This is a genomic window from Variovorax sp. 3319 (assembly GCF_031456585.1).
Taxonomy (GTDB): Bacteria; Pseudomonadota; Gammaproteobacteria; order Burkholderiales; family Burkholderiaceae_C; genus Variovorax; species Variovorax paradoxus_P.
The window spans coordinates 274155-298264 of record NZ_JAVDUZ010000010.1; the positions used below are offsets into that span (position 1 = coordinate 274155).

27 protein-coding genes are annotated in these 24110 nt (G+C 64.8%); 13 read left to right on the forward strand and 14 right to left on the reverse strand.

Features of this window, described 5'->3' with window-relative positions:
• The first annotated feature begins 9 nt into the window (after positions 1-9).
• Positions 10-984, forward strand: coding sequence for a LysR family transcriptional regulator (locus J2X67_RS20905; RefSeq protein ID WP_309956067.1), 975 nt, complete (start codon positions 10-12; stop codon positions 982-984).
• On the opposite strand, the gene J2X67_RS20910 is transcribed toward J2X67_RS20905, so the two are convergent.
• The 3 genes from J2X67_RS20910 to speD are packed head-to-tail and all read right to left on the reverse strand — an operon-like array spanning position 926 to position 3443.
• Entirely contained in the window at positions 926-2320 is a 1395-nt protein-coding gene (locus J2X67_RS20910; protein ID WP_309956069.1) for an aminopeptidase P N-terminal domain-containing protein, read from the reverse strand. The genes J2X67_RS20905 and J2X67_RS20910 overlap by 59 nt on opposite strands.
• Complete coding sequence (locus J2X67_RS20915; protein ID WP_309956071.1) at positions 2317-3027, reverse strand: nucleotidyltransferase family protein; 711 nt, start codon at positions 3025-3027, stop codon at positions 2317-2319. Before J2X67_RS20915 ends, J2X67_RS20910 begins: the two co-directional genes overlap by 4 nt.
• Positions 3028-3053: 26 nt before the next feature.
• Entirely contained in the window at positions 3054-3443 is a 390-nt protein-coding gene (gene speD, locus J2X67_RS20920) for an adenosylmethionine decarboxylase (RefSeq protein WP_309956072.1), read from the reverse strand.
• Between the two features lie 135 nt (positions 3444-3578).
• Here speD and J2X67_RS20925 point away from each other — a divergent pair, with 135 nt between their 5' ends.
• Both J2X67_RS20925 and gap read left to right on the forward strand, forming a co-directional pair.
• Positions 3579-5687: a transketolase gene (locus J2X67_RS20925; protein ID WP_309956074.1), complete on the forward strand. Its 2109-nt coding sequence runs from the start codon at positions 3579-3581 to the stop codon at positions 5685-5687.
• 65 nt (positions 5688-5752) lie between these two features.
• Complete coding sequence (gene gap, locus J2X67_RS20930) at positions 5753-6754, forward strand: type I glyceraldehyde-3-phosphate dehydrogenase (protein ID WP_126749283.1); 1002 nt, start codon at positions 5753-5755, stop codon at positions 6752-6754.
• A gap of 70 nt (positions 6755-6824) precedes the next feature.
• Here gap and J2X67_RS20935 read toward each other — a convergent pair whose 3' ends face one another.
• From J2X67_RS20935 to J2X67_RS20955, 5 genes are all read right to left on the reverse strand, one after another.
• Positions 6825-7418: a hypothetical protein gene (locus J2X67_RS20935; RefSeq protein ID WP_309956077.1), complete on the reverse strand. Its 594-nt coding sequence runs from the start codon at positions 7416-7418 to the stop codon at positions 6825-6827.
• Between the two features lie 26 nt (positions 7419-7444).
• Positions 7445-7975: a hypothetical protein gene (locus tag J2X67_RS20940; protein WP_309956079.1), complete on the reverse strand. Its 531-nt coding sequence runs from the start codon at positions 7973-7975 to the stop codon at positions 7445-7447.
• A gap of 148 nt (positions 7976-8123) precedes the next feature.
• Positions 8124-8633 carry a hypothetical protein gene (locus J2X67_RS20945; protein WP_309956082.1) on the reverse strand — a complete coding sequence of 170 codons (510 nt, stop codon included), beginning with the start codon at positions 8631-8633 and terminating at the stop codon, positions 8124-8126.
• Positions 8634-8742: 109 nt separating this feature from the next.
• A complete protein-coding gene (locus J2X67_RS20950; protein WP_309956083.1) occupies positions 8743-9339 on the reverse strand; it encodes a hypothetical protein in 597 nt (198 codons plus the stop codon).
• An 84-nt stretch (positions 9340-9423) separates the two neighbouring features.
• Positions 9424-9732, reverse strand: coding sequence for a putative quinol monooxygenase (locus J2X67_RS20955; RefSeq protein WP_309956085.1), 309 nt, complete (start codon positions 9730-9732; stop codon positions 9424-9426).
• A gap of 116 nt (positions 9733-9848) precedes the next feature.
• Between J2X67_RS20955 and J2X67_RS20960 the strand changes: the two genes are divergently transcribed.
• Positions 9849-11177, forward strand: a complete 1329-nt coding sequence (locus J2X67_RS20960; RefSeq protein ID WP_309956086.1) for an Nramp family divalent metal transporter — start codon at positions 9849-9851, stop codon at positions 11175-11177.
• Between the two features lie 35 nt (positions 11178-11212).
• Here J2X67_RS20960 and J2X67_RS20965 read toward each other — a convergent pair whose 3' ends face one another.
• Entirely contained in the window at positions 11213-11551 is a 339-nt protein-coding gene (locus tag J2X67_RS20965; RefSeq protein ID WP_309956088.1) for a protealysin inhibitor emfourin, read from the reverse strand.
• Positions 11548-12618: a M4 family metallopeptidase gene (locus J2X67_RS20970; RefSeq protein ID WP_309956089.1), complete on the reverse strand. Its 1071-nt coding sequence runs from the start codon at positions 12616-12618 to the stop codon at positions 11548-11550. Before J2X67_RS20970 ends, J2X67_RS20965 begins: the two co-directional genes overlap by 4 nt.
• Before the next feature lie 147 nt (positions 12619-12765).
• Between J2X67_RS20970 and J2X67_RS20975 the strand changes: the two genes are divergently transcribed.
• Positions 12766-13056: a YciI family protein gene (locus J2X67_RS20975; RefSeq protein WP_157616473.1), complete on the forward strand. Its 291-nt coding sequence runs from the start codon at positions 12766-12768 to the stop codon at positions 13054-13056.
• Between the two features lie 27 nt (positions 13057-13083).
• Here the strand turns inward: J2X67_RS20975 and J2X67_RS20980 are convergent, their stop codons facing one another.
• Positions 13084-14250, reverse strand: coding sequence for a pirin family protein (locus tag J2X67_RS20980; RefSeq protein ID WP_309956092.1), 1167 nt, complete (start codon positions 14248-14250; stop codon positions 13084-13086).
• A 79-nt stretch (positions 14251-14329) separates the two neighbouring features.
• Positions 14330-14752, reverse strand: a complete 423-nt coding sequence (locus tag J2X67_RS20985) for a VOC family protein (protein WP_309956094.1) — start codon at positions 14750-14752, stop codon at positions 14330-14332.
• 175 nt (positions 14753-14927) lie between these two features.
• Here J2X67_RS20985 and J2X67_RS20990 point away from each other — a divergent pair, with 175 nt between their 5' ends.
• Positions 14928-16523: a CYTH and CHAD domain-containing protein gene (locus J2X67_RS20990; protein WP_309956096.1), complete on the forward strand. Its 1596-nt coding sequence runs from the start codon at positions 14928-14930 to the stop codon at positions 16521-16523.
• Positions 16524-16562: 39 nt separating this feature from the next.
• Here the strand turns inward: J2X67_RS20990 and J2X67_RS20995 are convergent, their stop codons facing one another.
• Positions 16563-17039, reverse strand: coding sequence for a peptidylprolyl isomerase (locus J2X67_RS20995; RefSeq protein WP_309956098.1), 477 nt, complete (start codon positions 17037-17039; stop codon positions 16563-16565).
• Positions 17040-17077: 38 nt separating this feature from the next.
• Positions 17078-18007 carry a LysR family transcriptional regulator gene (locus tag J2X67_RS21000; protein WP_309956101.1) on the reverse strand — a complete coding sequence of 310 codons (930 nt, stop codon included), beginning with the start codon at positions 18005-18007 and terminating at the stop codon, positions 17078-17080.
• 85 nt (positions 18008-18092) lie between these two features.
• Here J2X67_RS21000 and J2X67_RS21005 point away from each other — a divergent pair, with 85 nt between their 5' ends.
• The 7 genes from J2X67_RS21005 to J2X67_RS21035 form a co-directional block, all read left to right on the forward strand.
• Positions 18093-18683, forward strand: coding sequence for an NAD(P)H-dependent oxidoreductase (locus tag J2X67_RS21005; RefSeq protein WP_309956103.1), 591 nt, complete (start codon positions 18093-18095; stop codon positions 18681-18683).
• Positions 18680-19546 (forward strand): pirin family protein, encoded by an 867-nt coding sequence (locus J2X67_RS21010; RefSeq protein WP_309956104.1) that lies wholly within the window; start codon positions 18680-18682, stop codon positions 19544-19546. Before J2X67_RS21005 ends, J2X67_RS21010 begins: the two co-directional genes overlap by 4 nt.
• Positions 19547-19623: 77 nt before the next feature.
• Positions 19624-20829, forward strand: a complete 1206-nt coding sequence (locus J2X67_RS21015) for a M20 aminoacylase family protein (protein WP_309956106.1) — start codon at positions 19624-19626, stop codon at positions 20827-20829.
• Positions 20830-20872: 43 nt separating this feature from the next.
• Positions 20873-21862 carry a tripartite tricarboxylate transporter substrate-binding protein gene (locus tag J2X67_RS21020; RefSeq protein WP_409050524.1) on the forward strand — a complete coding sequence of 330 codons (990 nt, stop codon included), beginning with the start codon at positions 20873-20875 and terminating at the stop codon, positions 21860-21862.
• A 119-nt stretch (positions 21863-21981) separates the two neighbouring features.
• Entirely contained in the window at positions 21982-22479 is a 498-nt protein-coding gene (locus tag J2X67_RS21025; protein ID WP_309956110.1) for a helix-turn-helix domain-containing protein, read from the forward strand.
• On the forward strand, positions 22479-23822 hold the full coding sequence (locus J2X67_RS21030; protein WP_309956112.1) for a type II toxin-antitoxin system HipA family toxin: 1344 nt from the start codon (positions 22479-22481) through the stop codon (positions 23820-23822). Before J2X67_RS21025 ends, J2X67_RS21030 begins: the two co-directional genes overlap by 1 nt.
• 130 nt (positions 23823-23952) lie before the next feature.
• Positions 23953-24110: dihydrodipicolinate synthase family protein (locus J2X67_RS21035; RefSeq protein WP_309956121.1), on the forward strand; the 158-nt coding region annotated here is incomplete at its 3' end.

Consider the following 24110-nt stretch of genomic DNA (forward strand, 5'->3'; position numbering starts at 1 on the left):
ATCGGGCGCATGTCGCCCGAACTGCTTCCTGCCATTGCCGCTTTTGCACGCGTTGCGCATCACGCCAGCTTCACGCGGGCGGCGGAAGAGCTGGGCGTATCGCCTTCGGCCCTGTCGCAGACCCTGCGCACGCTTGAGCGGCGGCTCGGCGTGCGCCTGCTCGATCGCACCACGCGCCGCGTGGGCGTGACCGAACTGGGCCAGCAACTTCTGAAGGGTGCGCAGCCGGCGCTTGCCGCGCTCGCGCAAACGGTTGAAGGCATCAACGAGGCGCGAGACAAGCCGGCCGGCCTGCTGCGCCTGAACGTTGCGCGCGCGTCGGCCGAGCTACTGCTGTATCCCCACCTGGGGGACTTTGCCGAAGCCTTTCCGGACATCACGCTGGAGCTGGTCTGCGACAACCGCATGGTCGATCTGGTCGAAGGCGGTTTCGATGCGGGCATCCGGCTTGGAGAAAGCCTGGCGCAAGACGTGGTGGCGTTGCCGGTGGGCGGACCGCAGCGCATGGTGACCGTTGCGTCGCCGCGCTACCTTGCAGAACGCCAGTTGCCGAAGACGCCCGAAGACCTGCGCGAGCACCAGTGCATGAACTACCGCCTGACCACCGGCGGCCTTTATCGGTGGGAGTACGCGCAGGACGGCCGCGTGCTCGACATCGAGGTGGCCGGTCCGCTGATCAGCAACGACGGCGACGTGCTGCTGGCGGCAGCGCGCAACGGCGCCGGCATTGCAGTGGCGTTCGAGGGCTCCGTGCGCGGCGATATCGAAAACGGCGGGCTTGTGCCGCTACTGGAGCCCTGGTGGCCGACCTTTCCGGGCTTTTACCTCTATCACCCGAGCTCCGCGCAAATACCGCGCAAGCTGCGGGTGTTCATCGACTTCCTGCAGGCGCGGCATGAGCCGCCGCCGGTTTCCCAGCGGGCGGTCAAGCTCGCATCAGTGCCTCGATCTCGTCCGCCTTCACCGGCACGCCGCGCGAAATAAGCTCGCATCCGGTGGCCGTGACGATTGCATCGTCTTCTATGCGAATGCCGATGTTGTGGAACTGCTCGGGCACGCCCTCGCCGGGCCGCACGTAGATGCCGGGCTCCAGCGTCAGCACCATGCCGGGCTGCAGGATGCGGCTCGGCCGGTTCTTGATGACTTCGTTCGACAGCGGATCTTTCCGTTCGCTCACTTCGCCCACCTGCGCGGGCTCGACGTAGCTGCCGCAGTCGTGCACGTCCATGCCCAGCCAGTGGCCGGTGCGGTGCATGTAGAACTGGAAGTACGCGCGGCTGTCGATCACGTCGTCCACGCTTCCCACCTTGTTTCCGTCGAGCAGGCCCAGGTCGAGCATGCCCTGCGCGAGCACCTTCACCGCCGCATCGTGGGGGTCGTTGAAACGGCTGCCGGCCTTGGTGGCCGCGGCCGATGCGTCCTGGCTTGCAAGCACCAGGTCGTACAGCGCGCGTTGCGGGCCGCTGAACTTGCCATTGGCCGGAAAGGTGCGCGTGATGTCGCTGGCGTAGCCGTCGAGCTCGCAGCCCGCGTCGATGAGCACCAGCTCGCCGCTTCGAACCGGGGCTGCGTCGGCGCGGTAGTGCAGCACGCAGGCGTTGGCGCCCGCCGCCACGATGGAGCCGTAGGCAGGGTACTGCGAGCCGCCCAGGCGGAACTCGTGCAGCAGCTCGGCATCGAGGTGGTATTCGCGCACGTCCTTGCCGTCGCGCAGCATGCGGGCCGAAAGCTGCATCGCGCGAATATGGGCCCTGGCGCTGATCTGCGCAGCGCGCCGCATGATGTCCTGTTCGTGTGCGTCCTTGACCAGGCGCATTTCATCGAGCGGGCCGCACAGGTCGTGCTGCTCCTGCGGGCACAGCGCGCCGTAGCGCACGCGCGCGCGCACCGATTGCAGCCAGCCGTCGATACGGGTTTCGAGCCCCTTGTGGGTAGCAAACGGAAACCACACGGTCGACCTGTTCTCGAGCAGCTTCGGCAGCTTTGCGTCGAGGTCGTTGACCGAGAAGGCCTCGTTCACGCCAAGCGCCTCAGGGGCTGCGTCGGGGCCCAGGCGGTAGCCGTCCCAGATTTCGCGTTCCAGGTCTTTGGGGGCACAGAACAGCGTGCTTCGGCCATCGCCCGCCAGCACCAGCCAGGCGTTCGGCTCGGTGAAGCCCGTCAGGTAGTAGAAGTAGCTGTCGTGCCTAAACAGGAAGTCGCTGTCGCGGTTGCGCTGCCGCTCGGGCGCCGTCGGCACGATGGCGATGCCGTCCTTGCCCAGTTGCGAGGCGAGGCGCGCGCGGCGCTCGGCGTAGATCTTGTTGTCTTCTGAGGTCATCTTGGCGTGTTCAGTTGAAGAAGCCGTTCGGGCGTTCCCACATCGGTCCAGGGGCCGGCGTAGAGCTCGGCGCTCGCGAGTTCATTGTCCATCGCGGCGCGCAAGATAGGTGCCAGGGGGGCTTTGAGGCCCGCCGGGTTGCCGGCGGGAATATTGCAGTAGGGCGCCGCAAAGAGCGCAGCGCGGTACAGGCCGATGGTCGAGAAGGTGTATTTCTCCGCCGCCGAGTTGAGCGCGAGTCCCTCGGTCGAAAGCCCGAAATCGCCCTTCGGGTTGTGCGCCGGGTTGGGCACGAGCCACAGGTGTGCGAGCTTGCCGCTGGCCGCAAAGCGCTCCACCGAAGCCTGTGTAAAGGCGAAGTCCGGTGCAAACACGTCGCCCGCCGCCACCCAGAAAATATCGCCCAGCCGCGGCAGAGCGCGCACGATGCCGCCGGCCGTTTCCAGCGCGCCGCCAAAGTCGCGGCCCTCGTCGGAATATGAAATTGATAGCGCGCCCTGCCTGCCAATTTGCGGCTCGGCACCGAAGCGGCTCGAAATCTGCTCGCCGAGCCAGTCGGTGTTGACCACCAGTTCGGTGAATCCGCCGGCCGCCAGGGCTTCCATGGGCCATTGCATCAGCGGCTTGCCGCGCACTTCGAGCAGCGGCTTGGGCGTGGTGTCGGTCAGCGGCCGCATGCGCTCGCCGCGTCCGGCCGCGAGGATCATGGCTCGCACCGGGGAAGGCGCCGGCTTCAAGCGGCCACCTGGGCAACCTGGCCGCGTACGAGTTCGTTGCGCTCGCTGCGGCCTGGCTGGAAGAGCGCGACCAGGCATTCCATCAAGGCATGCGCCTTGGCCGAATGGTCACCGCCAAAGTTGCACACGTACACGTCGAGTGTGGCGCCGCGCTGCTCTGGCCAGGTGTGGATGCACAGGTGCGATTCGGCCAGCAGCACCGTGGCCGTGACGCCGCCCGGCCCCTGCGGCGTGGCCGGAAACCCGTGCACCAGCTTGCCCACCGGCTGCAGCCCCGCGGCGGTTACGGCCTTCAGGCAGACGGCGCCGAGCGCCTCCTTGTCGGTGAGCCATTGCATCGCGCATTGGCAGTCGTGGAGATCGGCGGTGAGGTGCAGCCCATGCATGGGTGGCAACTCTAGCAGTCCGGCTGTCGCCAAAGAACATCAGTGGGGTGTTCAGGCCGTATTGGAGCGGGTCGGAGCGAGCCCGGTAAAATCGCGGGTTCCCCCCAATCCACATTCCCCGAAAGTCCACCGCCCATGGCAAACCAAGCCCTGATGGCCAACGCGATTCGCGCGCTGGCCATGGATGCCGTCCAACAAGCTAACTCCGGACATCCGGGCGCACCGATGGGCATGGCCGACATGGCCGTCGCACTCTGGGGCGAACACCTGCGCTACAACCCGGCCAACCCGCACTGGTTCGACCGCGACCGCTTCGTGCTCTCGAACGGCCATGCCTCGATGCTGCTGTACGCGGTGCTGCACCTCACCGGCTACGACTTGCCCATCGGCGAGCTCAAGAACTTCCGCCAGCTGCACAGCAAGACCGCAGGCCATCCTGAAGTCGACGTGACCCCCGGCGTGGAAACCACCACCGGCCCGCTGGGCCAGGGCATCACCAACGCCGTGGGCTTCGCATTGGCCGAGAAGCTGCTCGCCGCCGAGTTCAACCGCAAGAACCACGACATCGTCGACCACCACACCTACGCCTTCCTGGGCGACGGTTGCATGATGGAAGGCATCAGCCACGAAGCCTGCGCGCTGGCCGGCGCATGGCACCTGAACAAGCTGATCGCGCTGTACGACGACAACGGCATCAGCATCGACGGCCAGGTCAAGCCCTGGTTCATCGACAACACCGAAGAACGCTTCAAGGCCTACGGCTGGAATGTCATCGGCCCGATCGACGGCAACGACGCCAAGGATGTGTCCAAGGCCATTGCCAAGGCCAAGAAGGAAGATTCGAAGCCCACCCTCATCATCTGCAAGACGCAAATCGGCAAGGGCAGCCCGAACCGCGCCAACACCGCCAAGGCGCACGGCGAGCCGCTGGGCGCCGATGAGATCACCCTCACCCGCGCCGCGCTGAACTGGCCGTACCCTGCCTTCGAAGTGCCGCAGGAAGCCTACGCCGACTGGGACCACAAGGCCGACGGCGCCAAGGCCGAAGCCGCCTGGAACGACAAGTTTGCCGCCTACGCCGAGGCTTATCCCGGCTTGGCCGCCGAGTTCACCCGCCGCATGAAGGGCGAGCTGCCCAGGAACTTCCACCAGGTGGCGTTCGACACCGTGGTGGCTGCCCACACCAAGGGCGAAACCGTTGCCAGCCGCAAGGCCAGCCAGCTCGCGCTCGAGGCCTTTACCGCCGCCCTGCCCGAAATGCTCGGCGGCAGCGCCGACCTCACCGGCTCCAACCTCACCAACACCAAGAGCACCGCGGCCTTGCGCTTCGATGCAAAGACCGGTGCCGTGGTCATGGGCCAGCCGCAGCAGCCCGCCCAGGGCGCCGAAGACGAGCCCAAGCCCGACAGCACCGCCGACAAGGCCGAGCCGCCCCACGGCGTGATCGGCCGCCACATCAACTACGGCGTGCGCGAGTTCGGCATGGCGGCCATCATGAACGGCGTGGCGCTGCACGGCGGCTTCATTCCTTACGGCGGCACCTTCCTCACCTTCAGCGACTACAGCCGCAACGCCATCCGCATGGCCGCGCTCATGAAGCGCCGCGTGGTGCATGTGTTCACGCACGACTCCATCGGCCTGGGCGAAGACGGCCCCACGCACCAGTCGATCGAGCACGCCGCGTCGCTGCGCCTCATTCCCAACCTGGACGTCTGGCGTCCGGGCGACACGGCTGAAACGGCCGTGGCCTGGGCCGTGGCGCTGCAGAACCAGTCGCGCCCCACCGCGCTGCTGCTCAGCCGCCAGAACATCGCCTATGCGCCCAAGGGCGACCTCGGCGACATCAGCCGCGGTGCGTACGTGCTGTCGGAGCCCGAGGCCGTCGGCCTGAAGAGCAAGAAGACCGCCGCGGTCATCATTGCCACCGGCTCTGAAGTGCAATTGGCCCTTGCCGCGCAGAAATTGCTGGCCGAGAAGAAAATTGCCGTGCGCGTGGTGTCGATGCCCTCGACCACAACCTTCGACCGCCAGGACGTGGCCTACAAGAAGAGCGTGTTGCCCAAGAAGCTGCCGCGCATCGCCGTCGAAATGGGCTGCACCGGCGGCTGGTGGAAATACGGCTGCGCGGCCGTCGTGGGCATCGACAGCTACGGCGAGTCGGCACCCGCGCCGGCGCTGTTCAAGCATTTCGGTTTCACGGCAGAGAACGTTGCCGCCACCGTCGAAGCCGCCCTGCGCGACTGAGCCGGCAGCAAGGCGTTTCTTCTTTCCGTCAGATCACAAGTTTTTCAACCTTAGGAGCAAATCAGATGGCTATCAAACTCGGTATCAACGGCTTCGGTCGCATCGGCCGCAACGTGCTGCGCGCCGCGGTGCAGAACTTCAAGAACGACATCGAGATCGTCGCCATCAACGACCTGCTCGAGCCCGACTACCTGGCCTACATGCTCCAGTACGACTCGGTGCACGGCCGCTTCAAGGGCGAAGTCACGGTTGAAGGCAACATGCTGATCGTCAACGGCAAGAAGATCCGCCTCACGCAAGAGCGCGACCCGTCGCAGCTGAAGTGGAACGAAGTCGGCGCCGACATCGTGCTTGAGTCGACCGGCCTCTTCCTCACCAAGGAAACCTGCCAGAAGCACCTCGACGCGGGCGCCAAGAAGGTCATCATGTCGGCTCCGTCGAAAGACGACACCCCCATGTTCGTCTACGGCGTGAACGACAAGAAGTATGCCGGCGAAGCCATTGTCAGCAACGCCAGCTGCACCACCAACTGCCTGGCGCCGCTCGCCAAGGTGCTGAACGACAAGTGGGGCATCAAGCGCGGCCTGATGACCACCGTGCACGCTGCCACCGCCACGCAGAAGACCGTCGACGGCCCGAGCAACAAGGACTGGCGCGGCGGCCGCGGCATTCTGGAAAACATCATTCCCTCGAGCACCGGCGCCGCCAAGGCGGTGGGCGTGGTGATTCCCGAGCTCAACAAGAAGCTCACCGGCATGAGCTTCCGCGTGCCGACCTCCGACGTGTCGGTGGTCGACCTCACGGTCGAGCTCGAGAAGGAAGCCACGTACAAGGAAATCTGCGCCGAGATGAAGTCGCAGAGCGAAGGCGCGCTCAAGGGCGTGTTGGGCTACACCGAAGACAAGGTGGTTGCCACCGACTTCCGCGGCGACCCCCGCACCTCGATCTTCGACGCAGAAGCCGGCATTGCGCTGGACGGCACCTTCGTGAAGCTCGTGAGCTGGTACGACAACGAATGGGGCTACTCGAACAAGTGCCTCGAAATGGTGAAGGTCGTCTCTAAGTAAGGCTTCGTGGCTTCAATAAAAAAAGCGCCCCTCGGGGCGCTTTTTTTCTGGGGCCTGATGACCGAACCGCTCAGCGCAACTTGTCGTTTTTGGCGATCTCGCTGCTGAGTTCGATGGCCACTTTGGTCGCAGCGCGCTTGGCGGAAAGGCCGAACTCGCCCTTGAACTCGCTGAACTCCGCTTCGCCTCGGCCCGAAGCCTTGACGCGGGTGATCTCGGCGCCTGAAGGATCGGTTACGACGCACGACACCTCGGTCGTGAAGTATGTGGGCGGCCAGGTGAAAGGCGACGGCGAGCCCGAGTCGGTCTTGATTTCGGGAGTGAACACGAGGGAGGCGCCCGACGCTTGGACAGCACCGACGTCCGTACTGGACTTGAGGACAACCACGTCCTGGTAGACCGCGCGTAGCGCATCGCGGATCGACTTCTCCAGATCTCGGTATGGGTAGTAGCTGATCCGGTCGCCGCCGCCGCCTGGCGTCACTGCCTGCAGGGCCCTTTGCGCGTCGGTCATGGTGTAGGCCACCTTTTTCTGGATCAGGTTTGCGTCCATGCGCGGCGGCGAGGTGTCGGTGCCAACGTTAATAGGATGCGCGCAGCCTGCAAGCACGGCCACGACAGCGAACGCCGTGGCGGCGCGAAGGATTCTGGAAACGATAGACATGAAATTTCTTCTCCGGGTTCTGTTTTCTAGGAAGCAAGGGCGGTAGCAAACTGCGGATCGGCATAGACCTGCCGCAGCAGCGCGCGGACGAGATCTGAGTAGGCGGCCTGTCCTGCCGGGATGGCCACGATGCCTGCGAAGCTCGATTCGAAGCTGGTGTTCGCTTTGTAGGTTTTCTTGAGGCGCTGCACGCCCTCGCGCGTGACTTCCACCTGTACCTCCATCACACCGGTTCCGGTGACGATGTTCCCGACGCTGATCTCGTTGTTGAGGATGCGTGCGTCGATTCGCGTGCGCGATTTTGCGTCGTACGCCGATACTTCCTTCAGGTCGCTGACTAGTGCGTCTTCGAGGTACTTGGCGAACGTGCCGCTAGGAGAAACCAGCCGCGCGCCGCGCAGTGAAAGATTGTTCACCGGGTCGTTCGGATCGGTCGGCTCCACTTTCACTACCGCCACTGCGGCCGGCTTGCTCGCCTTGAGGCGGTCAAGGGCTTCATAGTCCGCCGCATAGGGCGGGGCCTTCAATTGCGCGCAACCTGTGGCCAGAATGGCCAAGGCGCAGAAGGCAAATCTATACATGCGAGTTACTGTCACGTTCCCCCCCTCTATGGGTATTTTGGAGACGAAACGGTAACACAGTGATACGGTTTAGAGGCGGTATTACGTCACACAGATTGCGCTGCTGGCGATCGCATCAACTCACTTAGCGCAGCTTCTCGCTCCGCCGGATTTCGCTGCTGAGCTGCGAAGTCATCTGCCTCGCTGCGCGTCGGGCGGCCAACCCGTAGTCGCCATTGAACTCGCCGAAATCGGCCGTACCGTTGCCCACCGCGCGTACGCGCGCGACCTCCGCGCCTGCGGCATTGCTCACCACGCAACTCACTTCAGCGGTGAACGACGTGGGCGGCCAGGTCACCCATGAAGACGAACTCGAATCGGTCTTGATCTGGGGCGTGAAAACCAGCGACACGCCCGCCGCTTCGTTGGCTTTTACGTCACCCGCTGTGCGCAGCACGATCACGTCGCGGTACACGGCGCGCAGTGCATCGCGAACCGACTTTTCAAGATCGCGATAAGGGTAGTAGCTCACGCGGTCGCCGGCGCCACCGGGGCTCGTCACCTGCACGTCGCGCTGGGCATCGGTCATCACGTAGGCGACCTTTTTCGGGACCAGGTGGGCCGTCGACCGTGGCGGTGCGGTCTCGGTGATCATGGTGATCGGATGGGAGCAGGCGGCGAGCAAGGCCGCGAACGCCCCGGCAGCGCACGTGCGTGCAGCCGAAGAAGAAAAAGCAGACGGCATGGTGCGCCTCTCTTCGGCACTACGGCGCAATGGCCGCGATGAATTGCGGGTCGGCATATACCTGCCGCAACAACGCGCGCACCAGCCTCGGGTAGGCGGCCTGCCCGGCGGGCACGGCCACGATGTTCGCGTAGCTCGAATCGAAGGCAATTTCGCCGCGGTAAGTTTTACGCAGCCGCTGCGCGGCGGCGCGTGTGACCACCACCTCTACGTCCATGCGGCCTGTTCCGTTGATCACGCCAAGGTCAAGTTCATTGGCCAGGATTCGCGCCGCGATGCGGGTCGGAGCCTTGGGGTCGTAGGCCGATATCTCGCCCAGGTCGCGCACCAGCGCGTCTTCCAGGTATTGCGCGAAGGTGCCGCTGGGTGAAAGCAGTTTCGCGCGGCGCAGGCTCAGGCTGTTGATGTTGTCGCTGGGGTCGGTCGGCTGCACTTTCGCCACAGCCACCATGCCGGGGCGTGTGGCTTCGAGCCGGTCGAGCGCCTCGTAGTCGGCTGCATAGGGCGGCGCGGCGAGTTGCGCGCAACCGGCCAGCAGCACGGCCGTGGCTGTTGCACCGAGCCTGGTGGTGAAAGCGCGCAAGCGCCAGCCGCGCGGCCTGAAGAAGATCGCCATGCAGTGAATCCCTCCTCGGGGTGCTGATCCCGGCGCGAGGGTAGCAGGCATTGCCCGGCGCGCGAAGGGCTGCGGCCGGGCCTCTCAGGCCGGTTCGAGCACGTGGATCAGCTTGCTCTCGACCAGCGCCTTGGTCTTCTCGCCATGGGCTTTCATGTGCGGCGCAACGGCGTGCGCCTGCAGGTGGGCCAGGGTTTCCCACTTTTCGATCACCACGAAAGTGTCGGGCCCGAAACTGGCTTTCGATGTCGGCACGCCTTGCGCATCGACGGTGGCGCCGTATTCGATGCAACCTTCTTCGGCCAGCACGGCCGCGCGGTTGGCCGCAAAGGCTTCGAGCAACTGGGCGCGCTGGCCAGGCTTGGCGGTAATGACAGCGACTACGTGGATCATTGGAATGAGCTCCGGTGTTGTGACGGTGATGGAATGGCGAGCGTCGAATCTAAAAGATCCGATGCTTTGGTGTCGGTCCCGCGCGAGACCCGACGCGCCCCCCTATCATCGCGCGCATGTTCTTTCCCCTGCCCCGCACCGCCACTGCACCTTTCTGCCCTTCCGAAGTCAAAGGCAGCGTGGCGGTCCCGCAGGACCTGCCGTTCGGCAAGAAGCTGCTGCGCTACGCAGGCCCCGGGCTGCTGGTGTCGGTCGGCTACATGGACCCGGGCAACTGGGCCACCGACATCGAGGCGGGCTCGCGCTTTGGCTACGGCCTGCTCTTCGTTGTGCTGCTCGCGAGCCTGGCGGCCATGCTGCTGCAAACGCTGTGCGTGCGGCTCGGCCTGGTGGCGCAGAAAGACCTTGCGCGGGCTTGCCGCGAACATTACTCGCCGCGCATCAGCCGCTTTCTGTGGCTGGGCGCGGAGCTCTCCATCGTCGCGTGCGACCTGGCCGAAGTGCTGGGCAGTGCGCTCGCATTGCATCTGCTGTTCGGCGTGTCGATTCCGGTCGGCATCGCGATCACGGCGTTCGACACGCTGCTTGTGCTGGGGTTGCAGGGCGCCGGCTTCCGGCGCGTCGAAGCCATCGTGCTTGGGCTGGTAGGCACCATCGCAGGCTGTTTCGTGGTGGAGCTTGCGATGTCGCAGCCCAACTGGTTCGGCGTGGCAATGGGCTTTGCGCCGAGCTTCGAGCGGCTGCAGCAGCCGGGTGCGCTGTACCTTGCAATCGGCGTGGTCGGCGCCACGGTCATGCCGCACAACCTATATCTGCATTCGTCCATTGTGCAGACCCGGCTTGTCGCCAACAGCGATGCGGCGCGACGCGAGGCGGTGCGGTTCTGCACCTTCGATGCGGTGTTTTCGCTTTCACTTGCGCTGCTGATCAATGCAGCCATCATGGTGCTTGCGGCCAGCGCCTTTCACAGCACGGGCCATGTGGAGGTAACGGAGATCGACGAGGCCTACCGGCTCATCGAACCCATCGTGGGCAGTACGCTTGCGGCCACGCTGTTCGGCATTGCGCTGCTGGCTTCGGGCCAGAGCTCGACTTTCACCGGCACCATTGCGGGCCAGATCATCATGGAAGGTTTTCTGGACCTGAAGATTCCCTGCTGGCAGCGCCGCCTCATTACGCGTGCGCTCGCCCTGGGCCCTGCGTTCCTGGGCGTCTGGTGGTTTGGCGACGGCGGCGTGGGCAAGATGCTCGTGCTGAGCCAGGTGGTACTCAGCTTTCAGCTGCCGTTCGCAATGTGGCCGCTGATCCGCTTCACGAGCAGCCGTGCGCTGATGGGCGCCTTCGCCAATGGCACGGTCATCAAGCTGCTGGCGTGGGGGTTGTTCGGCGTGATCAGCGCGGCCAACGTGTGGCTCGTGGCCTCCACGATTCGCGGCGGTTTGTAGAAGGGCTCGCCGGCACCAGGCCGGAAGGCCGCGCCTCAGCGGTCGGCCGCGTCTTTCCAGAGGTGCACCAGTGCCTCCGGTGCATCGCTCTCGGGCACCTCGAAGCTGACTGAACCCGCATGCGTGGTAGCGCTTTCCACAACCACTTCCACGCGGTAGAAGCGCTGGTCGCCGCCCGGCGAACCGGGTCCGTTGCGCTGCCCCGCGTGTGGCGCGGCGCTTTGCAGGGCCTCGCCGATCTGCTGGCGCAGTTCTTCGCTGCAGTTGCCCAATTGATAGCTGCGCGGCTGCGAAAGGCCCGGCAGGTAGGCGACGCCGCCTTCGCGCGTAACCCGCACGACCGAAGCCTGGTCCAGAGGCGGAAGCTGAATCATGATGGTGTGACCCCCACGGTGTTCCATGCGGCGCCAACGGCCTTGTGCGCCGCGCTGCCGGCGCCGAAGCGCTTGGCCGCATTCTCCACGCTCAGTTGCGCAAAGGCCAGAAAGTCGGCGTCCTGGCGCAGCCGCCGGTCGCACACGGTGTCGTACCAGACGCGGCCGGCCGTCTCCCATGCCGGGCCTTGAATGGCTGTGGCGGCAAGGTAGAAGGCGCGGTTCGGAATGCCGGAATTGATGTGCACGCCGCCATTGTCCTGCCGCGTCACGACCAGGTCTTTCATGTGGGCAGGCTGCGGGTCTTTGCCAAGCACCGGGTCGTCATAAGCGGTGCCCGGCTCGGCCATCGAGCGCAGTGCGCGCGCCTCCACCCTGGCGGTAAAAAGCCCCGCGCCGACGAGCCAGTCGGCCTGCTGCGCCGTCTGCTTCAGCAAGTGCTGCTTCACCAGCACGCCGAACACGTCGCAGATCGATTCGTTCAGCGCGCCCGACTGCCCCTGATACACCAGGCCAGACTCGTGGTCGATGACTCCGTGCGTCAGCTCGTGGCCAATGATGTCCACAGCGATGGTGAAGCGGTTCATCACCTCACCGTCGCCATCGCCGAACACCATCTGCTTGCCGTTCCAGAAGGCGTTGTCATAGTCGTTGCTGTAGTGCACGCTGCCCGTCAGCGGCATGCCGGCCCCGTCGATCGAATCGCGCTCGTAGATGTCATGGTAGAGCCGGTAGGTGGCACCCAGGTAGTCGTAGGCCTCGTCGGCCGCAATGTCGTTGACGGGTGCCTGCCCTTCGGCGCGCACCAGCTTGCCGGGCAGGTTCATGGTGTGCTCGGCATCGTGAATTGCGCGCTGCGGCGAGTTGCGCCGCACATAGGCCGGCGGGCGGCCCGAAGACACGCCATGCGCGGCCACCGCCTCGCGAAGGCCGCGGTGCTCGCGGTCGATCATCAGCGTCTGTGCCGCCCGCGCGCTGGCATGGGCGCTCGCCCGCTCCGCCAGCCGGTCGAGCAGATACGGCGGTACGAAACCAGGCGGCAAAAGATGCGGCGACTGAAGCGGCATTGAACAACTCCCCTGCGCAGTTGAAGGCAACAAAAAAGAAGGTATCAGAAGCTGCAAAACATGGATCACTTCGTTACTTCTCGTGTCACGGAAGCCCGCGCTTCAGGCCATACGATTGCTAGCTCCAGATCTACTGCCGCCTTGTCCATGTTCATCGTCACTCTCACCTACATTCGTCCGCTTGAAGAGCTCGATGCATTGATGGATGGGCACATGACCTGGCTACGAAAGCACTACGCAAGCGGCCTCTTCGTGGCCTCGGGTCGCCAGGTGCCGCGCAAGGGCGGCGTGATCCTCGCGCGTTCGGGTGACCGGGCCGCGCTCGACGCGGTGCTGGCGCGCGACCCGTTCGTTCAAAGCGGCGTGGCAAGCACGCACGTGATCGAGTTCGTGCCCAGCATGACCGCGCCAGCGGTCGAGCTGCTTAAGACTTTTTGATTCGTCGCCGGGGCAGCTCGCCCTTCTTCAGGCCTTCGGCTTTTCTTCGCGTCCATCCGGGTGTCGCGCAAAACGTGCCGCATCGCGGTCATGCACCGGCGCCGGATCGGCCCAGGGCCAGCCACCAAATTGTGTGCGGCGGTAGTCCGCTAGGGTCTGGCTGATCTCTGCCTGCGTGTTCATCACGAAGGGGCCGTATTGCACCACCGGCTCCGCGATGGGACGGCCTTGCAGCAGCAGGAATTCGCTCGCTTCGCCGTTGCCGTTGACCAGCTCCACCGCCGCATCGGCGCGCAACTCGATGGCGGCCGGGCCTTCGATGCGCTGTCCCGCAATGTGCGCTACGGCACCCTTGAAGAAGTACAGCATGCGACGCGTGCCCTCGCCCGCTGCAGCAGGCAGCGTCCACTGCGCACCGGGCGTCATTTTCAACGTCCAGATCGCGACGTCGGCGCTGGCTTGCGCGGCCCATGAATCGGGCGGCGGTGCAAGCGGTGCGATTGGCTCTGGTGCGTTGCCGTTGCCTGCCGCATCGCCGAAGCGGCCTGCTATCACGGCAACCTCTGTGCGGCCGCCCTTCGCATCGTCGGACGAGAAGCGCGGAATCGCTTCCGACCAGAACATCGTGAAGTGCGGCTCGGCCATCTTGCTCCTGGCCGGCAGGTTGAGCCAGATCTGGAACAGCTCCAGCGGGTTCGGCGCGTTTGTGTCGAGCAGCGGAAACATTTCCGAATGCACGATGCCCTTGCCGGCCGTGAGCCACTGCACGTCGCCGCCGCCAAAGCGCGCGGTAGCGCCCAGCGAATCGGAATGGTCGACCAGCCCCTTGCGCACGATGGTCACCGTCTCGAAGCCGCGATGCGGATGCGATGGAAAGCCCGGCACCGTTTCGCCGTGGTACATGCTCCAGCCGTCCTTGCGGCTGAAGTCCTGGCCGATCTGGCGGCCCGCCAGCGCAGCCTCGGGCCCCATCTGCGCGTTGGCCTTGGGATAGGCGTCGTCGTGATAGACGCAAAACAAGAACGGATCGATCGTCTGCCACGGAAAGCCGAGCGCGCTCACCTGCAGCACGGGGCTGCGGTTTTCTTCATTGCTGTTGTTGTTGCTGGACACCTCGATATTCCTTTGCGTTGATTGCGCCGCCGGACTCACGGCGACATTGTTCTTCGGAATATCGGGGCGAACGTGCTTCAAGGAAGGTGCCTTCCGTGCAACAGTGAAGAGCGCATATGGAACGATGGGCATCGTTCTGGTTCTCTTTGGCGGCGCGGAATCACGGATTCTGATGCGAGACTTCGGCGTTCGGGTCCATGTAGCTCAGTTCCCACAGATGGCCGTCGAGGTCCTGGAAGCCGTGGCCGTACATGAAGCCGTAGTCTTGCGGCGCGCGCGGCACCGTGCCGCCCGCGGCCACCGCCTTGGCCACCAACTCGTCGACCTCTGCGCGGCTCTCGCACGAAAGGCACAGCAGCACTTCGGTGCTCTTGCTCGTGTCCGTGATGCTCTTGTCCGTAAAGGTCTTGAAGAAGTCTTCGACCAGCAGCATCGCGTGGATGCTGCCTTCGTTAATCACCATGCACGCGGCGTTGGCGTCGGTGAATTGTTCGTTGAAGGTGTAGCCCAGCGCGGCAAAGAACGCCTTCGATTTTTCCAGGTTCTTGACGGGGAGGTTCACGAAGATCTGCTTGGTGGCCATGGTTGTCTTCCTATGTCGATGAAGAGTGGATCGGATGCTTGCCGACGTGTTGTGTACGCCGTCCACAAAAGATATCAAAGAAAATGTACGGCGTCCACATATTTTTTCGGCGCGAGGTTTTTGTGGCCTTTAGCGCCCAACCCGGGGTGGCGCGGCACGCAAAAGAGCGGGCATCATGGCTCTCATGGAAATCGAGTTCAAGTTTCATATTCCCGCTGGGCAACTGAAGGCGGTCGAGGCCGCCATGCGGCGCGGCACCGTGGTGAGCACCCGCCTGCAAGCGCGCTACTTCGACACCACCGACCAGGCGCTGGCCGCGCAAGGCATCGTGCTGCGGCTGCGCAAAGAGGGGCGGCGCTGGGTGCAGACCGTCAAGGCAACCGGTGACAACGCCTTGCACCGGCTCGAACACAACGTCGATCTTGGCGCCGCCGCGAAGAGCTCAGCGCCCGCTATCGATCCGCAGCGCCATCACGGCACGCCAGTGGGCGAGCGGCTCGCGAAGGTGCTGGCGCAGAGCGGTGCACCGCTGGTCGAGCGCCAATCGACCGACATCGTGCGGCTCACGCGCGACGTGCGCACCACGGGCGCGAACGCTGCCGTGGTTGAACTGGCGCTCGACGTTGGCAAGGTCGTCGCCCATGCAGGCACGCCCGAGCAGCGCGAGTCACCCGTGTGCGAACTGGAACTCGAACTCAAGCGAGGCGATGTGCAAGGCCTCGTCGCGCTCGCGCGCCGATGGTCGCAGCAGCACGGCTTGTGGTTCAGCACCGTTTCCAAAGCGGAGCGCGGCGCCCGCCTGCTGGCAAAGCTCGAGGTCGTGCCGGCCATCAAGGCCGAGCCGCCCCGCTTCGCCGATGAAAAAGACAACCAGCTCGACGGCCGCACCATCCAGCAAGCCGTGGTCGCGGCGTGCCTCGCCCAGATGCTGCCCAACGCCAGCGAGATCGCGGCGGGCAGCACCGACGAAGAACAGATTCACCAGTTGCGCATTGGCATCCGCCGGCTGCGCACTGCCCTGCGCGAACTTGCGGGGCTCGATGCGAGCGCGGGTTCTTTCGCGGCGGCCGACTGGGAGCCGCCACTCGTCGAAGCCTTTCGGGCGCTCGGCACACTGCGCGACCGGGAGCAGGTCGTGAAGCTGGCGCAACCGCAGTTGCGCGGTGCGGGCGCGCCGGAGTTCGATCCGCTGGCTGGCGACGAAGCAGCTGCTGGTGCGCAATCACCCGGCGACGTGGTGCGCGCGCCGGCATTCCAATCGGTGCTCGTTTCGCTCATCGGCTTTACCGCCACGGCGGGTGCGGGCGCGGAGAACGTCCAAGAAAACGGGCCACAAGAACCGGCACCGTTGCATGCCGGCGACGCACGCCGCTTCTTGCGAAAGCGCCTGCAGCATTTACACAAACAGGTTGTCCGCGACGGAGCGCGCTTCGAGTCGCTGTCGACTGAAGACAAGCACCGCACCCGCAAGCGGCTCAAGCGCCTGCGCTACCTGGCCGAGTTCGTTGCGCCGCTCTTCGCCGATGCGGACGACGGAAAAAACTCAACCGCCGCGCGCTACCTGAAGCGGCTGCGGCCCGCGCAAGACGCGCTGGGGGAGTTCAATGACGAAGCGGTGGCCCTCAAGCTCTACCTGGAGGCCGCCGTGCGCGATGCGCGTGCATGGTTCGGCGTCGGCTGGTACAGCGCGCGCCATGCCGCCGGCGCTAAGGCGTGCCGCAAGGCGCTGGGCAAGATCGAGAAAGCGCCGCGCTTCTGGGCGAAGAAGTAGCAGGCGCGGCGCTGAAAAGCCGAAACGAACGGCTGCTAATCAGTGGAGGTGCCCGTGCGCCCCATGCACGTGCCGATGTTCGATTTCCACCGGCAACGCCGCGCGCACGTCCGTCACCTGCAGGCTGAACTTCAGCGCCTTGCCTGCCCATGGATGGTTGCCGTCGAGCAGCACCACCGGGCCCTTGATCTTCATCACGGTAAAGAGGTGCTCGCGCCCGTCGTCGAGCCGCCCTTGCAGCTGTCCGCCCACCTTCACGCCCGGCGGAAAGTCGGCCTTGGGAATGCTGCGCACCAGCGATTCGTCGCGCAGGCCGAAGGCGTCTTCGGGCGCGAGGTTCAGCGTGGTCTGGTAGCCCTTTTCCTTGCCATCGAGCGCTTCCTCGATCTTGGGCAGCGTGTTCTCGTACCCGCCATGCAGGTAGGCCATTGGCTCGGGGCTGGCTTCGATGAGCTTGCCCTGGGCGTCGGCGACCTTGTACTTGAGGGTGACGACGGTGTCTTTTTCGATTTTCATGCAGGCATTTTCTGTGGAAATCGACAGGCCCGTAGGGGCTAGGTCTTCGCCAGGCGCAGCATCTCCGGCAACGCCTCCCCCGCGCTCAGCTTTTCCACCACCATCCCCACAAACGCCGAAACCGCTGGCGGCAGGTGCTTGCGGCTCGTATAGAGCACGCTCAGCCCCTGCCCCGTTCGCTGGTACTGCGGCAGAACCGGCACCAGCCGTCCAGCCTTGATGTCCATCTGCGCCATGGTCGGCGGCAGCAGCGCCACGCCGAGCCCGGCGAGCGCGGCTTTGCGCAATGCCTGGGCGGTGTTGCCGCTGAAACGGCCTGCCACCTGCACCTCTTCTTCCGCGCCGTCAGGGCCGGTCAGGCGCCAGACGGTGCGGCCGCTGGGATGGGGCGAGGTGACGCAGTCGTGGCCAGCCAGGTCTTGCAGCGTGGCGGGCGCGCCGCGCGCGGCAATGTAGGCCGGGCTGGCCACCATGCCGTCGGTTCGGGCGCTCATGAGCTTGCGGGCGACATAGCCTGAATCGGGCAATGTGCCACCGCGGAATGCGATGTCTATCTGCTCGGCAATCAGGTCGGCCTTTGCGTCGCTGAGCACGAAGTCGACACGCACCCGCGGGTGCGCAGCCAGAAAGTCGGCGACCCATTCCATGGGAAAAAAGTCGAAAAAATCGGCTGTGGCCGCCACGCGGATCAAGCCGCTGGGCTCACGGCTGCCGGTAATCAATTCTTGCCCAGCCTCGACCAGCCCGTCGACAGCGCCCGCACAGCGCTCGTGAAACGCCTCGCCCGCACTTGTAAGGGTGAGCTTGCGAGTGGAGCGCTGCATCAGCCGCGTGCCCAGTTGCGCCTCCAGTTGCTGGATGCGTCGGCTCACCGTATTAGGCGGCAGGCCCAGCTTGCGCGCCGCCCCGGCAAAGCTGCCATGGCGCACCACCTGCACAAACATGGCGATGTCGTTGAGGTCGAGCATGGCAGCGATTCCTTCTTTTGGTGGATGAGTGCAATCCGATTCTGCCGTCTAGTCGATCAATGGATGCGACCCTAACCTTGTGCCCATGACCACGCAACAACAAACACCACGCATCGGAATCATCATCGGCTCGACCCGCGAAGGCCGTTTCGGCGAAAAGCCGGCGCAATGGATCTACGAACTTGCCAGCCAGCGCGCCGATCTGTCGTTTGAACTGATCGACCTGCGCGACCATCCGCTGCCCTTCTTCAACGAGGCGGGCGCGCCGGCCTGGGGCCCGGTAAAGAACGAAGCAGCCCAGCGCTGGGCCGCCAGGCTCGATACGCTGGACGGCCTGATCGTCGTCACGCCCGAATACAACCACGGCCCGAGCGCGGTGCTGAAGAACGCGTTCGACTGGGCCTACAAGGAATTCATCCGCAAGCCGATCGGGTTCGTGGGCTATGGCGGCGTGGGTGCCGCGCGTGCGGTAGAGCAGCTGCGGCTCGTCGCTGTCGAGATGCAGATGGCGCCGGTGCGCAATGCGGTGCACATCGGCATGGTCGAGTTTCTCGGCATCTGGCAGCAAGGCAAGGCTTTCGAGGACTTTCCACACCTGGCGCAGGCCGCCACCGGCATGCTCGACGACCTTGCCTGGTGGACCAAGGCGCTGAAGACCGCAAGGGAGGCCGCATGACCGCCGCTACCGCCACCCTCCCCGCCGCCACCGAAGCCCGCGCCATCGTCTACCGCACGCTGGGTTCGCAGCATGGGCCGATCATCCGGCTGATGAGCCCGGGCGACCTGGGCGAGTTTCTCAAGCCGTTCGTGTTTCTCGATCTCTTCGGTTTCGACACGGCGGGCGGCCGCAAAGGCTTCGGCATGCATCCTCACTCGGGCATTGCCACGCTCACCTGGCTGATCGAAGGCGACACGCTGTACGAAGACACGACCGGCGAAAAGGGCGTGCTGCCTGCCGGCGGCGTCGAATGGATGCGCGCCGGCAACGGCGTGTGGCACGACGGCGAGCCCGCGCCCGACACCAGGCGCGTGCAGGGCTTCCAGCTCTGGGTGGCCCTGCCGGCATCTGAAGAAAACGCACCGGCCCAAAGCATCTACCTGGCGCCTTCGCAGGTGCCGGTCGAGGGCCCGGCGCGCGTGCTGCTCGGCCGCTACGGTGCGGCGCAAAGCCCCATTCCGGCACCGGCGCCGATGAACTACCTGGCTGTGCAGCTGAAAGACGGCGAGCGCTGGCGCTACACGCCGCCCGCAGGCCACACGGTGGGCTGGGTCGCGGTCAGCGCGGGCCGGCTCGACGCGGGCACCGGCGGCGAACCCATCGGCACGGGAGAGCTGGCGGTGTTCGAAGAATCCGGCGCGGCCATCGACTTCGTGGGACGTGGCGACACGTCCTTCGTTCTGGGCTCGGCTGTGAAGCATCCGCACGAGCTGGTGATGGGCCATTACTCGGTGCACACGAGCAAGGCCACGCTGGAGCAGGGCGAGGCCGAGATCCGCCGCATTGGCGCGCGGCTGCGGCAAGAGGGCCGGCTCGCCTGAGCCTGTGTCTTTGCGCCCGGTGGACAGCTGCGCCAGAATCGTTCGCTTCGAACGATTCCGCCGCGGCTTCCACCTTCATGAACATCGTCGACTCCTTCGCCAACAACGTCTCCCGCTTCGTCGACATCCGACGCGACATTCACGCCCACCCTGAACTCGGCTTCGAAGAGCACCGCACCTCCGAGAAGGTGGCGGGCCTGCTCGCCGAATGGGGCATCGAAGTGCACCGCGGCATTGCCGGCACCGGCCTTGTGGGCGTGCTGCGCAAGGGCACCAGCTCGCGCACCATCGGCCTGCGCGCCGACATGGACGCGCTGCCGCTGCACGAGGCGAACGAGTTCGCCCACAAGTCCACCCACGCCGGCCGCATGCACGCATGCGGACACGATGGGCACACCACCATGCTGCTGGCCGCGGCCTGGCATCTGTCGCAGCAAGGCCCGGACGACTTCGACGGCACGGTGCATTTCATCTTTCAGCCCGCAGAAGAAATGGGCAAGGCCGGCGCCAAGAAGATGATCCAGGACGGCCTGTTCGACCGCTTCCCGTGCGACGGGGTCTTTGCGCTGCACAACTTTCCGGTCGGCGACGTGGGCCGCTTTGCGCTCAACGAAGGCGCGCTGATGGCATCGAGCAATACCTACAAGATCACCATGCGTGGGCGCGGCACGCATGCATCGATGCCGCACACGGGCATCGACCCGGTGGCAGCGGTGGTCACGCTCGCGCAGCAGCTGCAGACCATCGTGCCGCGCACCATTCCAAGCACCGAGCGCGCACTGCTCGCGGTAACGCAGCTGCAGGGCGCCGATGCGCCCAACGTGATTCCCGACGTGGCCACGGTCGGCGGCACCATCCGCACCTTCTCCATCGATGCCATCGACAAGATCGAGGCGCGCCTGCGCGAGGTGGCCGCCGGCGTGGCTGCCGCGCACGGCTGCACGGCCGAGGTTTTCTTCAACCGCTCTTCGCCGCCGGTGGTCAACCACGCGGCCGAGGCGCGCTTTGCCGCGGGTGTGATGCGCGAAGTGGTGGGTGAAGACATGGTTACCGACAACTTCCCCGCCGTGATGGGCGCCGAAGACTTTGCGCACATGCTGCTCGCGCGGCCCGGCTGCTACGCCTTTCTGGGCAATGGCGACGGGGACCACCGGCTCGACGGCCACGGGCCCGGCCCTTGCATCATTCACAACACCTCGTTCGACTTCAACGACGAGATCATCCCGATCGGCGCCAGCTATTTCGTGAAGCTGGTACAGCGCTGGTTGCCGTCGGGTGCCTGAAGTTTTTAATTGCCACTCAATGATGATGAAAGCAGCCACTCCGATGACCCCGACCTTGTTCACCCGACGTTCGCTGGCTGCAGTTGCCGCCGCTGCGGCCCTTGTTGGCGCCTTCGCACCCGTGCAGGCGCAGCAGCAACAGCAGCAGCGCGTGATTCACATCGTTGTGCCTTTTGGCACCGGCGCGGTGCAAGACACGGTGGCCCGGGCGTTCAACGCGGAGCTGGGCGCGGCGCTGAATGCCAGCGCCATCGTCGAGAACCGTGCGGGTGCGGGCGGCACGGTGGGCGCGGCGGCGGTGGCCAAGTCGGCGGCGGACGGCAACACACTGCTGCTCGCGGCGGCAAGCCACAACATTGCGGGCTTTTTGTACAGCAAGCTCTCGTACGACCCGCTGAAGGATTTCGTGGGCGTGGCAAATATCGGCAACGCAGGCTACGTGCTGGCGGTGGCAAGCGGCCTGAATGTGTCGAGCACGGCGGACTTCATCAAGGAGGTGAAGGCGAACCCGGGCAAGTACAACTATGCCTCGGCGGGCAACGGCAGTGCCACGCACCTGGCAATGGCGTCGTTCCTTGCCAAGGCGGGGCTCGACATGACGCACATTCCAACCAAGTCCACGGGCGAGGCGGTGAACGAGGTGCTCGCGGGGCGGGTGCAGGCGGTCATTTCGTCGAGCATCGGCGTGATGGGTTTCCAGGCCGACCCGCGCATGAAGCTGCTCGCTTCCACGGGCAAGGCGCGCAGCCCCTTCCTGCCGAGCTTGCCGACTGTGGCGGAGAGCGGCCTGCCGGGCTATGCGTTCGATTCATGGATTGGCCTGCTCGCGCCCGCGGGCACTCCCAAGGCAGAGGTCGAGCGCCTCAATGCCGCCACCAACAAGGTGCTGGCAGATCCGGCAATACAGGAGCGCTTCAAGCGCCTGGGTGTCGAGCCACGCACGCAGAACGCTGAAGAGTTTCAGAAGCTGTTGCGTGCTGACTGGGATGCGATGGGAGCGGTGGTGAAGGCTTCCGGGGCGAAGATCGATTAAAGGCAATTACAAGCTCTGCCTTGTTTTGCGAGATTACAAGGTAGGGCGAGTTTTATTGAAAAATAAGCCAAAACTTATATATTGACAAAATAAGCCAGGGCCGATATCTTGCTTGCAAGATGGACTACCCCCTCCGCTTCGTTGATCAGCTACGGCCCCACCTGCAGGCGCTACGGAAAAAGCGTGGCCTGACACAGGCGCAAGCCGGTGCGCTCGTCGGTGTCAGCCAGGCGCGAATAGCGGAGATCGAAGCCAACCCCGGGGCTGTCAGCCTCGAGCAGCTGACAAAGCTCCTGTCGACATTGGGGGCGAGCTTTTTCTTGCGGGAAGAAACGCCTTCGGGCGGCGTCCAGTATGCGATGGAGAAGCCCCCGAAAAGGTATGAGCCGCCGCCAGACACAGCCGTAAACCTTCCGGCAGGACCATGGACGACCAAAACGATGAGCGATGGCTCCGTGCTGGTCGCGCTGTCTCCCGGCGAGCTTGGCGCTCCGGCGCTCCAATCGACCGCGCCGGGCACATTGCTCCGGCAGCTTCAAGCCCTGAACCCGGGCAAGGACGTCAAGCCGACATCGCGCCGCAGCTTCGCCATCCGGCCGAAGAATGGCTCTTGGTAATGCAGGCGCTGAATGCGTGGATGAACGGCGAACTGGTCGGCACCTGGCTTGTCGACCGAGATTCCCACACCTTCCGGTATCACCCGCGGTGGCTTGAGTCGCCGCGGCAGCGATCGCTGTCGCTGTCGATTCCGATCAACAGCACGCTCGAAGTCCGAGGCGACGTGGTCAGGAGCTACTTCGACAATCTGCTGCCGGACAGCATCGCGGTCCGGATGCGCCTGGGCCATCGATTCAAGCTCAAGGACATCGGCACCTTCGACCTGCTCGAGGCCATTGGGCGCGACTGTGTCGGTGCCGTGCAACTGCTGCCCGAAGGTGCCGAGCCCCAGGGCTGGAACGCCATGAACTGCGAACCTCTCGTCGACGACGAAGTTGCCGAACTGCTGAGAACGGTTCCGTCCGACGACACGCCTGAAAGCATGCGCGACGAAGACCTGTTTCGCATCTCTCTTGCCGGCGCCCAGGAGAAGACCGCCCTGACCCGCTGGAAAGGTGCCTGGTGCCGCCCGCACGGTGCCACGCCCACCACGCACATCATCAAGCTGCCGCTCGGGCTCATTGGCGGTTCACGGCGCGTGGACGCATCCGACTCGGTGCAGAACGAATGGATTTGCGCGCAGATCGTCGAAGCGCTCGGCCTGCCTGTGGCGCCTACATCCATTGCGACCTTCGAGGGCCAGGCGGTTTTGGTGGTGGAGCGTTTCGATCGCGAGTGGATGGACGGCGGCACATGGATCGCGCGCCTTCCCCAAGAAGACTTTTGCCAGGCCATGGGGTTGCCATCGTCCAGGAAGTACGAGCAGGACGCAGGCCCCGGCATGCCCAATTGCCTGCAACTCCTGCAAGGAAGCCGGAGTGCCGACGACCGCACCCGGTTTCTCCTGACCCAGCTGGCCTTCTTTCTGCTGGCCGCAACCGACGGCCACGCCAAGAACTTTTCGGTCCGCCTGTACCAGGGCGACGTCTATGACATGACGCCGCTCTACGACATCATTTCGATGTGGCCTTATTTCGGCGCAGGGCCCAACCAGTTCCAGCCGCGCAAGGCCGGTCTGGCCATGGCGGTGCGTTCCAAGAACAAGCACTACGTTTTCCACACCATCCAGGCGCGCCATTGGCATCAGCTGGCAATGAAGAACGGCGGCATCGACGTATGGAACGCCATGCTCGGCATGGTGGAGTCGCTGGATGAGGTGTTGGGAGAAGTAGAGGCTCTGCTGCCGGCCGATTTCCCTGCGCGGACATGGGATGCCATTTCGCGGGGCATGCGAAGCGAAGCCGAGCGCTTTCGCTCGGGCCTTGCCGAAATCGGCAGCGCCGGCGCGCTTCGCGCCGGATAAGCCCCAGCCAGCAAACCGTGGACCAGCGGGCCGCTCCAGGGCCGTGGCAGAGCAGAAATGTCTTGACGATATATTGTTAATATATTTAAAGTGAGCCTGATTTCCACCGTACACCTCAGGAGCACCATCTGTGACCAATCCCCGCTGGCAAGGCATCTTCCCCGCCATCACCACCAAGTTCCACGCCGACGAGAGCATCGATGCCGAAGGCACGGCCCGCCACATCGACTTCCAGATCCGCAACGGCATCCACGGCCTGGTGACCTGCGGCTCGCTGGGCGAGGCGAG